Below are 11,996 nucleotides of genomic sequence, written 5' to 3' on the forward strand. Positions count from 1 at the left end.
TCCGATGCCTCGAATCCGGTCGCGTTTGTTGCCGACGTGGCGACGGGTTAGCGTCGTGCCATGACGGAGTCGCCGAAGGACAGCGTGGAATTGTCGAATGCGTCGGATTTCCCGGCACTGTGGCCGGTGTCGACCCGATGGGACGACAACGACCACTACGGCCACGTCAACAACGTGACGTATTACGCATACTTCGACACCGCAGTGAACGGGTGGCTCATGGAAACGACGGGTGTGGACATCAGGACTCTGCCCGCGATCGGCGTCGTGGCCGAAACCTCGTGCCGCTATCTGTCCGAGCTCAGTTTTCCCGATCGCCTCCAGGTCGGTCTTGCGGTGGAGAAGCTGGGCACCCGCAGCATCGTTTACTCGCTGGCGCTGTTTCGCGAAGCCGAGGACGACGCACTGACATTGGCCGCTCGGGGACGGTTCGTTCACGTCTACGTCGACGCGAAATCCCGTCGCCCCGTCCCCATTCCCTCCGAAATCGAAACCGCGGCACGCACTTTGGTGATCGGAACGTCAGTAGACGCCTGAATCTAGAGCCCGATTTCGTCGGCACGCTGCAGCGCTCGGGTGACGATGTCGTCGATCAGCGTGGTGGTCGGCGCGCCGCCCACGGCGCGGTTGCGTGAATCGGCTTCCATCCGGCGCATGACGCCTTCGGCGATGATCGACAACTTCCACAGCGCCAGCACTTCCCAGAATCCGGCATCGGTCACATCGCGGCCCGTGTTGTGCGCGTAGGACTCGACCAGCTCCGCCCGGGTAGGGAAACCGGGCAGAGTCGATGCCATGAAAGGACCGGCAACCCCGTCGTCCGCCTGAGGCCAGTAGGCGAGCAGACCACCCAGATCCGCCAACGGGTCTCCGAGCGTGCACAACTCCCAGTCGACGACGGCAACCACGCGGCCGTCGTTTCGAGCGGTGATGACGTTGCTCAGATGGAAGTCGCCGTGAACCAGCGTCACCTCGTGCTGCTCGGGGATCTTGGCCGTCAATCGTGCTGCGAGCGAATCGATTCCAGGAACCTCCCGGGTTCGGGAGGAGTCCCACTGCGTGGTCCACCGCGCGATCTGACGCGCAGCGTAGGGCTTGCGGCCGGCGAGGTCGGCAAGACCCGACGACTCTAGGTCGACACGGTGTATGTCGGACAACGCCGCGGTCAGACCGAGTCCGACACGTCGACGCTGATCGGGGTCCAACTGTTCGGCAGCCGACACCGAGTCGACGACGACCCCGTCGACGAAACTCATCAGGACCAACGGAACCTCGGAAATGGCTGGATCCTGCGTGATCGCAATCATTTTCGGCACAGGGACCGGCGAATTCTGCAGACCGGAGAGAATCCGGTGCTCGCGCACGACGTCGTGAGCCGACGCCAACAATTTGCCCAACGGCGGCCGGCGAAGGACCCACGCACTGCCACCGGCGTCGCGAACCGCGTACGTGAGGTTGGACTGGCCGTTACCGATGCGCTGAAACGAGAGCGGCGATGTTGCGCCTATCCCCAGCTCCGCGATCCACGTCGACACTGCATCTTCGTCCAAGCCCACCACGCCCATACAAAACCCTCACTTCGTTGTGCGGCACCGTTGCCGACGGACATCACCGGTTCGGGTGATCGTAACGAAGCGGTGCCAACGGATGCCGGTGGCACAAGCACAGACGGTCAGCTGGCGCGACCGAACGCGGAGATCAGCGCCGGAGTAGCAACGGCAGCGGCCTCGTGCCGCTTGACAGCAATTTCGTCGATTTCGCCGACGAGCAGTGCGGTCATCGACTCGGGCTCGGCACACCAGACGGCCGAGATGTTGTGCACCTCCGCTGGCGCGAACAGTCCACTGGTGGACAGCGCGTCGATCCATTCGGCAACGGCATCGGCCGTGGGCTCCGGCATCACCGTACGGTCCAGCGAGTCCGCCTGGAACTCGTTGCAAAAGAACGCGCGGACCATATCGAGCTGCCCCTGCGACATTGTGGTCATGTTCTTCTCCTTCGAGTTTCCGACTTCTGTTGGTGCCGAATGCCCGTTCACGAGTTGCGATGAGCCGACCAGACCGTGTTCAGATCGTTACCAACTTGGCCGTAACGGGGGAATACGGTTTTCCGATGCGGCTGAAACTACGCCCTTTTCGACGGTCTCGCCCAGGGTGAACTGGACTATGTGACCATAGTCACACAGATCGGCCCATCCGATCAACGACTTGCAACGAATTCATAGTTCGCATTTCAAAATACTGTGACAGGAGACAAACTCCGCACGAAAGTCCAGGTAGGCGAGGTGCGACACTCGAGAGCAACTGCTCGGAGCCGCAGTCGAGTAGCCTCCTCTACACCGCACTGGACCACACACTCCGACCGATCGGTTGGTTGCAGGGTCGAATTCTACTTTCGGTTCGGCTTTTCGGCTGTTTACAGACTTCAGGAATTTGACAGATCGCCATTACTAGGTTGCGGCTACAACAAGGAATCGACGCTTCTTCGTCGTGATCCGACCGTTACCGCAGATGCTCAGCCGGCTCCCACGATGCTCACATCTCACGCTCAGCCGACTGCGGCAGTCTGGCGTCCATGCGATCACCGAGTCTCGACAGCGGACCGATTCGGTCACCCCGTGGAGCCGGCAACGAGAGCCGTTCGGCGAACACGAGCGAGCGAGCGCACCGACGGGCGATCCGCACCCGGCTGACGGTGTCGGGCCTCTGCGCGGCGCTCTTGTCGGTACTACTGATGTGGGTGCCGAACATGGCACCGGTGTGGCCCGTCTCCACGAGCCCGGCTGCCGCCCTGGCCTCGCGAGCACTGAACACGATCGACGTCACCGCCGTGCTGACCGTCCTCGCCGCCCTCACCGTTGTCGCCCTGGTCCGAAAACTGCCTTACGGCATCGGAGTGGTGATTGCCTGCGTCATCGGCGCGGAAGTGACCACAGCTCTGGTGCGTCACCTCGCGGCGTCGTCGACAACGGCCACCGACCTTCCGAGCGGGCAGCTCGTCGCTGTCACAGCGCTGTTGGGGGCCGCGTCGATGGTGGCATCGGCCACGTGGCGGCCGATGATCCTCGGACTCGGGACCGTCGCCGTCCTCGCTGTCGGAGTGGCACAACTGGCCGTCGGGTCCGTCTCCCCCGTCGGGATTGTCAGCGCACTGCTGATCACGGGCGTGTGGTGGCCGGCGTGCTCGGTGGTGATGCTCTTCTCACCCGCAGCCGCTGCCCGCGAGGCTCGAAACCCGTTCGATACCGCTGCCCTCGTAGCCCAACGCAGAATGGGACGCTTCCGTTGACACGGAAGCGTCCCATCCGGGCCGAGATGGCGACCGACTAGAGGGCCTTGAGCTCCTCGGTCACCTCGGACACCGACTTCTTCGCGTCACCGAACAACATCGACGTGCCTTCCGCGAAGAACAGAGGGTTCTCGATGCCGGCGAATCCCGACGACATCGATCGCTTGAGGACGATGACCGACTTCGACTGATCGACGTTCAGAATCGGCATCCCGTGAATCGGGCTCGACGGATCGTTGCGCGCCGCCGGATTGGTGACGTCGTTCGCTCCGATGACCAACGTGACGTCGGTACGAGAGAACTCGTCGTTGATGTCGTCCATCTCCTTCATCGCGTCGTACGCGACGTCGGCCTCGGCGAGCAGCACGTTCATATGTCCCGGCATGCGACCGGCGACCGGGTGAATGGCGTACTTGACCTCGACACCCTTGGACTCCAGCAACTTGGCCATGTCCTTGACGGCATGCTGTGCCTGAGCGACGGCAAGGCCGTAGCCGGGCACGACGATGACCTGGTTGGCGTAGGCCATCTGGATCGCTGCGTCTGCCGCCGAGGTCGCCTTGGCGGTTCCCCCACCTGCACCGGCCGGGCCTGCAGCCGCGTCGCCGCCGCCGAATCCACCTGCGACGATCGCCGGAATGGACCTGTTCATGGCCTTGGCCATGAGGTTGGTCAAGATCGTGCCGGACGCGCCGACGATCATGCCCGCCACGATCATCGCGGTGTTGTTGAGCGCCAGACCCGCAGCCGCAGCAGACAGACCGGTCAGAGCATTGAGCAGCGAAATGACGACCGGCATGTCCGCGCCGCCGATGGGCAGTACCACCGTGAGACCGAGGATGCCTGCCAGTACGAGAACCGCGACGATCCACCACTGCGACACGCCGCCGCCCGGAGTGGCGTTGATGCCGATGACCACTGCAGCGGCCACAGCGCCGATCAGCAGCAGAGCGTTGAGCGGCTGCTGCAACTTACCGATGGTGATCGGCGAGCCGGGCAGAGTTTCCTGCAGCTTCAAGAAGGCGATGAGAGAGCCCCAGAACGAGATGGAACCGATGATCGCCGCGAAGAGTGAGCCGATGACGATATGCACCGTCGGCGACTCTCCGTGGTTGAAGTTCGAGAATCCGGACGTGTCGAGGAACTCGGCCCACGCGATCAGTGCGACCGTGCCGCCGCCGACGCCGTTGAACAGAGCCACCAGCTGCGGCATCGCCGTCATCTTCACCCGTCGCGCAGGCGGGATTCCCAGCGCGACGCCGACGACGAGTCCGACGATGATCAGGATCCAGTTACCGGTGTCGCGAATGGATATCAGCGTGGCCACCACGGCGATGAACATGCCGACCGCGGCGATCTGGTTGCCCCGCACGGCGGTCTTCGGTCCGGTCAGACCCATCAGACCGTAGATGAACATGCCGAAGGCGACGATGTAGAGAATGTTGACGAGATTGTCCATCAGGAGTCAGCACCCTTCGAGGTCTTGGCGGGCACCGGCTTGGACTTGAACATGCCGAGCATGCGGTCGGTGACCACGAAGCCACCGATGACGTTGACGGTTCCGAACACCAGCGCGACGAACAGGATGACCTGCAGTCCGATGGACGGGTCGTGCACCTTTCCGAGGACGACCAACGCGCCCAACACGACGATGCCGTGGATGGCGTTGGTTCCCGACATCAGCGGGGTGTGCAAGGTGTTCGGCACCTTGGAGATCACCGCGAAACCGACGAACCCGGACAACACCAGGATCGCGATGTTCGCGAGAAGCGGGGTGTACATCAGTTCTCCTTCTCACGTGTCACGCAGGCACCGGCGAGCACTTCGTCGGAGAAATCCGGAGCGAGTGCGCCGTCGACCAGCATGAGCTCGAGCAAAGCCGAGATGTTCTTCGAGTACAGCTCGCTGGCGTGCTCGGGCATCGTGGCAGGCAGGTTCAACGGCGAGCAGATGGTGACGTCGTGCTTGACGACGGTCTGGCCGGGCTCGGTGAGTTCGCAGTTTCCGCCGGTCTCACCGGCCAGGTCGACCACGACGCTGCCGGGCTTCATACCCTCGACTGCGGCGGCCGTCACCAGACGCGGTGCGGGACGGCCAGGCACCAACGCCGTGGTGATCACGACGTCGAATCCCTTGATGGCCTCTTCCAGGGCACGCTGCTGCTGGACGCGTTCGTCCTCGGTCAGCTCACGCGCGTAGCCGCCTTCGCCGGCAGCATCGATCCCCAAATCGAGCCACTGCGCGCCGACGGAACGGACCTGGTCGGCTACCTCCGGTCGCACGTCGTAGCCGGTGGGTCGACCACCGAGACGCTTCGCGGTGGCCAGGGCTTGCAGACCGGCCACACCGACACCGAGAACGAGCACAGTCGCCGGCTTGACCGTTCCGGCGGCGGTGGTCAGCATCGGGAAGAACCTCGTGGACTCCGACGCGGCCAACAGAACGGCCTTGTACCCGGCGACGTTCGCCTGAGAAGACAAGGCGTCCATCACCTGAGCGCGGGAGATACGCGGAATGGCTTCGACCGCGAACGCCTGTACTCCGGCGGCCTTCAGCGCGCCGATACTGTTCTCGGCATTGCGTGGGGCGAGGAATCCGATGAGCGTCGAGCCCGACTTCAGCCTCGAGATCTCTACGTCGGTGGGCGGCGCGACCTTGACCACGACCTCCGAGCCCCAGGGATCGCCGATCGTGGCCCCGGCTGCGACATAGAGCTCGTCCGGGATCAGAGCGCCGAGTCCGGCACCCGATTCCACGACGACCTCGACGCCCTTGCCCGTGAGCGCGGCAACGATCTTCGGGACCAGAGCGACACGTCGCTCACCTTCCCCCGATTCGCGGACCACACCGACGACCGTCGTGGATCCCGAACCCTTTTCAGTGCTCTGCGATGTATCCAAATCTCCGTCTTCCTGCGTTGAATGGTGCCCACCGATCGGCCAATGGCTCGAAATCTGCGACGAGTGGACGAACCCATGCGACAAGGCACGAGGTTCCTGATAGTAGCCACAGCAAATGGAGCGCGGGTAACCCAGAACACAGTCCGATTCGTTCTGAATCGAGTCCGTTTCGACATTTCGCGACTACAGGACGAGCAATTGTGATGCACGCCATACAGGTCTATCCGTGATGATCGGACCTTACAGTGACAATCGTGGAATCTTGCATCTTCTGTGCCATCGTCGCCGGCGACGCACCTGCCCACCGCGTGTTCGAGAACGAGCACACCGTCGCCTTTCTCGATATTCGACCGATCAGCAGGGGCCACGTTCTGGTGGTTCCGCGCGAGCATTCCGCAGACCTGACCTCCACCGGACCGGACACAGCTGCCGAGGTTTTCCGCGTCGGGCACACGCTGGCGCGCGCAGTGCGCGAGTCCGACCTCCGCGCCGACGGTGCAAACCTGGTGATCAACGACGGCGTCGCCGCATTCCAAACCGTCTTTCACCTGCATCTGCACGTGGTGCCGCGCTGGGACCGCGACCGACTGAAGTTCGCGGCGGGGTTCGTCACCCGTCGCCTGCGTGAACCCGAACGGGTGGCCGAGGCAATTCGATCCGGAATGGCCAGAGTCGCCGGGGAGCAGACCTCGTGAGGTTGTTCTTGTCTTCGTATCGATTCGGCGGCCATTCCGACGAGTTCACCCGCCTCACCGGCCCGCCCGCCGATCTCGCGGTCATCGCCAATGCGGCCGATGCCTGGCCCGCCGCCGCCCGCGAATCCTCGCTCCGCAGCGAGTTCGGGCCCTTACGCGCCTTGGGATACCGGCCGTCGGAGTTGGATCTGCGCGATTTCGCCGGGAGACCGGCCGCATTCGAGCGCGCCCTGGCAGCGTTCGACGCAGTCTGGGTCCGCGGTGGCAACACGTTCGTGTTGCGCGCTCAGATGGCTCGTTCCGGTGCGGACGACGTCATCCGCGGGCGCGTTCGGGCCGACACCATCGCCTACGGCGGGTACAGCGCGGGAGCGTGCGTCGCTGCGCCGTCGCTGGCCGGAGTCGAGGATGCCGACGACCCGAACGAGGTACGGCCGATCGCAGGCATCGATCCGGTGTGGAGCGGGCTCGGTCTCGTCGACTTCTCCGTCGTCCCGCATCTCGATTCCGTGCTGGACGAGCAGGATTCGGGGTGGGCGACGCTGCGCCGTCTGCGACGCGAGGGAATCGAAACTCACGGACTGACCGACAGCCAGGCAATCGTGGTCGACGACTCCGGGACGACAATTCTGGGTGCGTGAACCGTGATTTGTGACTGTGCGACCCGTGATCAGCCCAGGCGAGCGAGCGGTGCGAGCCGGTCGAGGGACGACCACGCGAGAGAGCAACGGCGAGCAGTCATTTCGTCGGCGTCGAGGACGAGCATGTCGAACAGTCGGCGGGGTGCTGCACGCCACGAGTCGGCGATGGCCGCGACGGTCGCGCTCTCGAACATCCCGGATTTCAGCAACGCGTGCACCCACTCGTCGACCTCGCCGCGGTGAATGCGCTCGATGGTGTCGTATTCGACTCCGCCCCCGAGGAATTCGTACGAGAACATCGCCGCCACATAGTTCCAGGAGTCACTTCCGGGATCGATCATCGTGCAGCCTCCTTGTCGACCCGCACCGCATGGGGTGCGAGATGCGCTGCGCTGGACGCTAGCGCTGCGAACTACAACATTGCGTGTCGACGACGCATCGATCTGGTAACGCCTGGGGCTGGTGTTACTGATGTGACTCGGACAATCCCGGCGGCGTCCTCGTTCACGCCCCACTGCAAGTCGTGACAGACTCGAGTGGCGACGGTCACATGTACGACGTGAGGAGAACCGGATGTCGGTGACTACCGATGCAGATGCCCACCTGAGCGAGCTCGAAGCGCTGCTTCCCGCCGGTGCCGTGGTCACCGACCCCGACATCACCGAGGGATACCGACGCGACTGGGCCAAGGACCCCGACGCGGGTACCCCATTGGCCGTGGTCCGCGCGCAGTCCACCGACGACGTCAGAGCCGTCATGCGGTGGGCCACCGAACACGCGGTGGCGGTCGTCCCGCGCGGGGCCGGCTCGGGCCTGTCCGGTGGTGCCACGGCCGTCGACGGCGGGATAGTGCTCACCACCGAGCTGATGCGCGAGATCACCGTCGACCCGGTGACCCGCATAGCCGTCGTACAACCCGGACTGCTCAACGCCGAAGTCAAGAAGGCAGTCGCCGAACACGGTCTGTGGTACCCACCGGATCCGTCCTCGTTCGAGATGTGCTCCATCGGCGGCAATGCGGCCACCAATGCCGGCGGGCTGTGCTGCGTGAAGTACGGCGTCACCACCGATTACGTTCTCGGACTCGAGGTCGTCCTCGCCGACGGTACTGCCGTCCGACTCGGCGGACCACGCCTGAAAGACGTTGCCGGACTGTCCCTTGCGAAGCTCTTCGTGGGATCCGAGGGCACCCTGGGCATCATCACCGAGATCACTCTTCGATTGATCCCGGCCCAACCTCCGGCCAGCACCGTGGTTGCCTCGTTCGCCTCCGTGCACGATGCGACGACTGCCATTCTGGCGATCACCCGTACCTTGCGGCCGTCGATGCTCGAGTTCATGGACCGTGCGTCCATCGGTGCCGTCGAAGATGCCATGAACATGGGACTCGACCGCGAGGCAGCTGCGATGCTCATCGCTCGGTCCGACTCCCCCGGTGCCGATCGAGGGCGAGAGATCGACATCATGGCCGCAGCGTGCACCGAGGCCGGTGCCTCGGATGTCTTCACCACCGACGACCCCGACGAGGGTGAGGCCTTCGCTGCGGCACGGCGATTCGCCATTCCGGCGGTCGAACGACTCGGCAGCCTACTGCTCGAGGATGTCGGTGTTCCGCTCCCTGCCCTCCCGGCTCTCGTCGACGGGATCGCCGAACTGTCGAAGAAGTACGACGTGTTGGTTGCCGTCATCGCGCACGCGGGCGACGGCAACACCCACCCGCTGATCGTGTTCGATCCCGAGGACGCCGACATGACCCGTCGCGCCAACGTCGCATTCGGAGCCATCATGGATCTGGCAATTTCGTTGGGCGGCACCATCACCGGGGAACACGGCGTAGGTCGCCTCAAGAAGGCCTGGCTGCCCGATCAAGTCGGCGAAGACGTCATGGAACTGACCCGGCGAATCAAGACCGCTCTCGATCCGGCCGGAATCCTCAACCCCGGTGCTGTGCTCTGATCAGAGCGGCTGACGCCGCACGTGCGTGCAGTGTTTTCGGGTCGTTCCGCAGGCTCCACTCCTGCCTCGTAGCAGGGGTCGAGTTTCCGCGCACGACCCCGAGTCAGACGGTGAACCCGTCCGCCACCGTCAATACCTCGTCGAGGATTTCCAGTCCCTGACGAATCTCGTCCTCGGTCGTCGTCAGCGGCGGCGCGATCTGAAGGCGGTTGCCTGCGACGAAAGGCCACAGGCCGCGTGACTTCGCCGCCGCGGTCACGGTGCCCATTGCCGCCGCGTCCTTGCCCGATGCGGCGAAGGGCACCAGCGGCTCCCGCGTCGTGCCGTCCTTGACCAGCTCGACTGCCCAGAAGAATCCCTTGCCGCGCACCTCGCCGACGCTGGGATGAGATTCGGCCAGCTTGGACAGGCCCGCACCGAGTACGTCCTCGCCGACGTGACGCACGTGCGGAAGGATCTTGTCGCGCTCGAACACTCCGATGGATGCCACACCCGCGGCGCACCCGAGGACGTGGCCGGAGTAGGTCAACCCACCCGGATAGGCTTTGTGGTCGAACTGCGAGGCGATCTTCTCCGAGATCACGACCCCGCCGAGGGGCACGTATCCGGAGTTGACGCCCTTGGCGAACGTGATCAGATCCGGTGTCACATCCCAGGCCTGGCATGCGAACCATTCGCCGATCCGCCCGAACCCGACCATCACTTCGTCGGCGATGTAGACGATCCCGTACTTGTCGCACAGCGCCCGAACGCCGGCCAGGTAGCCGGGCGGCGGGATCAGCACACCGTTGGTGCCGATGACCGATTCGAGGATCAATCCGGCGATGTTCTGGGCACCTTCGAGCACGATGACCTGTTCGAGGTGTGCCAGTGCTGCGGCCGTCTCGTCCTCGGGAGTCGTTGTCCCCCAGGGTGACCGGTACGGGTACGGTCCGAAGAAGCGTACGACGTCGACGTTGGTCGGCTCGGTTCCCCATCGCCGCGGCTCGCCGGTGAGACCGATCGCGACGCCGGTGCCGCCGTGGTACGAGCGATACGCCGCCAGCATCTTCGTGCGCCCGGTGTGCTGGCGTGCCAGCCGCACCGCATGCTCGACGGCTTCGGCACCACCCGTCGTGAAGAACACTCGGTCGAGATCGCCCGGTGCCCGCTCGGCGATCAGAGCTGCGAGTTCACTGCGCTTGTTGTTGGCCACGGTCGGCGAGATGGTCGTCAGCACCTGGGCCTGTTCGACGATGGCGGCCACCACGTCGGGGTGTTGATGCCCGAGATTGACGTTGACCAGCTGGGACGAGAAGTCCAGGTACCGATTGCCCTTGTCGTCCCAGAACCACGACCCCTCGGCACCCTCGACCGTGATCGGGTTCAGTTCGGCCTGCGCCGACCAGGAGTAGAACACGTGATCCATCTACTTGCCGCCTTTCTTCGGTGTGACACTCACCGGAGCGTACGACTGGCCGACGGCAACAGTCCCGTCGCCCGTCACGACGTAGCCGTAACAGTTGTGCGAATCTGCGGAATGATGCTTTCTCCGTACGCTTCGAGCGTCGCCGCTTTGGCATCGTGCTGGAGGTAGACCGAGAACTGATCGACGCCGAGTGCCTCGAGCTCCTTCAGCTTGGCGACGTGATCGGCCGGGGTACCGAGCAGACAGAACCTGTCGATCACCTCGTTCGGAACGAATTCTGCGTGCGAGTTTCCAGCCCGGCCGTGCTCGTTGTAGTCGTACCCTTTGCGCGCTGCGATGTAATCGGTGAGAGCCTGCGGAACACCGCCACCGCCACCGCCGTAGCGCGCGACGATATCGGCGACGTGATTGCCGACCATCCCACCGAACCAACGACATTGGTCGCGGGCATGTTCGAGACCGGCCTCGGTACCGTCGGTGACGTAGGCGGGAGCTGCCACGCAGATCGAGATCGAATCCGGATCTCGGCCCGCCTGCTCGGCCGCCGCGCGCACTCGGCCGATCGTCCACGCAGCAATGTCCGGATCTGCCAATTGCAGAATGAATCCGTCCGCTACCTGCCCGGTGAGCTCGAGGGCTTTCGGTCCGTACGCCGCGACCCACACCTCCAGCGTCGAGTGCTCCGCCCACGGAAACTGCACCGTCGTCTCACCCACCCGAGCGCTACGCCCGTTGGCCAAACTTCGGATCACCTCGATCGAGTCCCGAAGCGAGGCAAGTGTTGTCGGCTTCCCTCCGAGGGCGCGGACCGCGGAATCACCCCGACCGATGCCGCAGACGGTTCGATTGCCGAACATGTCGTTGAGTGTCGCGAACGTCGACGCCGTCACGGTCCAATCGCGGGTAGCCGGATTGGTGACCATCGGACCCACGGTCACACGCCTGGTCGCGGCCAGAATCTGACTGTAGATGACGTACGGTTCCTGCCACAGCAGATGCGAATCGAACGTCCATACGTGCGAAAACCCATGCGTCTCGGCTTGTCTGGCCAGATCGATCACCCGCGACGCCGGCGGATTGCACTGCAGCACCACCCCGATGTCCATGC

The 11,996-nt window shown here is 64.2% G+C and carries 13 protein-coding genes; 5 read left to right on the top strand and 8 right to left on the bottom strand.

Annotated elements, in window-relative coordinates:
• Nucleotides 1-60 precede the first annotated feature (60 nt).
• Nucleotides 61-537 (top strand): acyl-CoA thioesterase, encoded by a 477-nt coding sequence (locus CH278_RS11780; RefSeq protein WP_032391965.1) that lies wholly within the window; start codon nt 61-63, stop codon nt 535-537.
• Nucleotides 538-539: 2 nt separating this feature from the next.
• Here the strand turns inward: CH278_RS11780 and CH278_RS11785 are convergent, their stop codons facing one another.
• Together CH278_RS11785 and CH278_RS11790 are read right to left on the bottom strand one after the other, a co-directional pair.
• The gene (locus CH278_RS11785; RefSeq protein WP_032373990.1) at nt 540-1,565 is read right to left on the bottom strand and encodes a phosphotransferase family protein; all 1,026 of its coding nucleotides are present in this window, start codon (nt 1,563-1,565) and stop codon (nt 540-542) included.
• A 107-nt stretch (nt 1,566-1,672) separates the two neighbouring features.
• Nucleotides 1,673-1,987 (bottom strand): hypothetical protein, encoded by a 315-nt coding sequence (locus tag CH278_RS11790; protein WP_139278557.1) that lies wholly within the window; start codon nt 1,985-1,987, stop codon nt 1,673-1,675.
• Nucleotides 1,988-2,574: 587 nt separating this feature from the next.
• Between CH278_RS11790 and CH278_RS11800 the strand changes: the two genes are divergently transcribed.
• Nucleotides 2,575-3,288 carry a hypothetical protein gene (locus CH278_RS11800; protein ID WP_143536243.1) on the top strand — a complete coding sequence of 238 codons (714 nt, stop codon included), beginning with the start codon at nt 2,575-2,577 and terminating at the stop codon, nt 3,286-3,288.
• Between the two features lie 37 nt (nt 3,289-3,325).
• Here CH278_RS11800 and CH278_RS11805 read toward each other — a convergent pair whose 3' ends face one another.
• From CH278_RS11805 to CH278_RS11815, 3 genes are read right to left on the bottom strand one after another with little or no spacing between them, the layout of a single operon-like run.
• Nucleotides 3,326-4,747, bottom strand: coding sequence for an NAD(P)(+) transhydrogenase (Re/Si-specific) subunit beta (locus CH278_RS11805; RefSeq protein ID WP_027497942.1), 1,422 nt, complete (start codon nt 4,745-4,747; stop codon nt 3,326-3,328).
• Nucleotides 4,747-5,070: an NAD(P) transhydrogenase subunit alpha gene (locus CH278_RS11810; RefSeq protein WP_027497943.1), complete on the bottom strand. Its 324-nt coding sequence runs from the start codon at nt 5,068-5,070 to the stop codon at nt 4,747-4,749. Before CH278_RS11810 ends, CH278_RS11805 begins: the two co-directional genes overlap by 1 nt.
• On the bottom strand, nt 5,070-6,188 hold the full coding sequence (locus CH278_RS11815; protein WP_032385072.1) for a Re/Si-specific NAD(P)(+) transhydrogenase subunit alpha: 1,119 nt from the start codon (nt 6,186-6,188) through the stop codon (nt 5,070-5,072). The genes CH278_RS11810 and CH278_RS11815 overlap by 1 nt, the downstream gene beginning before the upstream one ends.
• A 254-nt stretch (nt 6,189-6,442) precedes the next feature.
• Between CH278_RS11815 and CH278_RS11820 the strand changes: the two genes are divergently transcribed.
• Nucleotides 6,443-6,883, top strand: coding sequence for an HIT family protein (locus tag CH278_RS11820; RefSeq protein ID WP_032365556.1), 441 nt, complete (start codon nt 6,443-6,445; stop codon nt 6,881-6,883).
• Nucleotides 6,880-7,524: a Type 1 glutamine amidotransferase-like domain-containing protein gene (locus CH278_RS11825; RefSeq protein WP_094621962.1), complete on the top strand. Its 645-nt coding sequence runs from the start codon at nt 6,880-6,882 to the stop codon at nt 7,522-7,524. Before CH278_RS11820 ends, CH278_RS11825 begins: the two co-directional genes overlap by 4 nt.
• 29 nt (nt 7,525-7,553) lie before the next feature.
• On the opposite strand, the gene CH278_RS11830 is transcribed toward CH278_RS11825, so the two are convergent.
• Entirely contained in the window at nt 7,554-7,865 is a 312-nt protein-coding gene (locus tag CH278_RS11830) for a hypothetical protein (RefSeq protein ID WP_027497947.1), read from the bottom strand.
• Nucleotides 7,866-8,097: 232 nt separating this feature from the next.
• Between CH278_RS11830 and CH278_RS11835 the strand changes: the two genes are divergently transcribed.
• Nucleotides 8,098-9,480: an FAD-binding oxidoreductase gene (locus CH278_RS11835; RefSeq protein ID WP_032368798.1), complete on the top strand. Its 1,383-nt coding sequence runs from the start codon at nt 8,098-8,100 to the stop codon at nt 9,478-9,480.
• A gap of 103 nt (nt 9,481-9,583) precedes the next feature.
• Here CH278_RS11835 and CH278_RS11840 read toward each other — a convergent pair whose 3' ends face one another.
• Together CH278_RS11840 and CH278_RS11845 are read right to left on the bottom strand one after the other, a co-directional pair.
• A complete protein-coding gene (locus tag CH278_RS11840; protein WP_094621963.1) occupies nt 9,584-10,888 on the bottom strand; it encodes an aspartate aminotransferase family protein in 1,305 nt (434 codons plus the stop codon).
• A gap of 74 nt (nt 10,889-10,962) precedes the next feature.
• Nucleotides 10,963-11,994 carry a TIGR03842 family LLM class F420-dependent oxidoreductase gene (locus CH278_RS11845; RefSeq protein ID WP_094621964.1) on the bottom strand — a complete coding sequence of 344 codons (1,032 nt, stop codon included), beginning with the start codon at nt 11,992-11,994 and terminating at the stop codon, nt 10,963-10,965.
• Nucleotides 11,995-11,996: the final 2 nt, after the last annotated feature.

This window comes from Rhodococcus sp. 05-2254-5 (assembly GCF_002258575.1).
Lineage (GTDB): Bacteria > Actinomycetota > Actinomycetes > Mycobacteriales > Mycobacteriaceae > Rhodococcoides > Rhodococcoides fascians.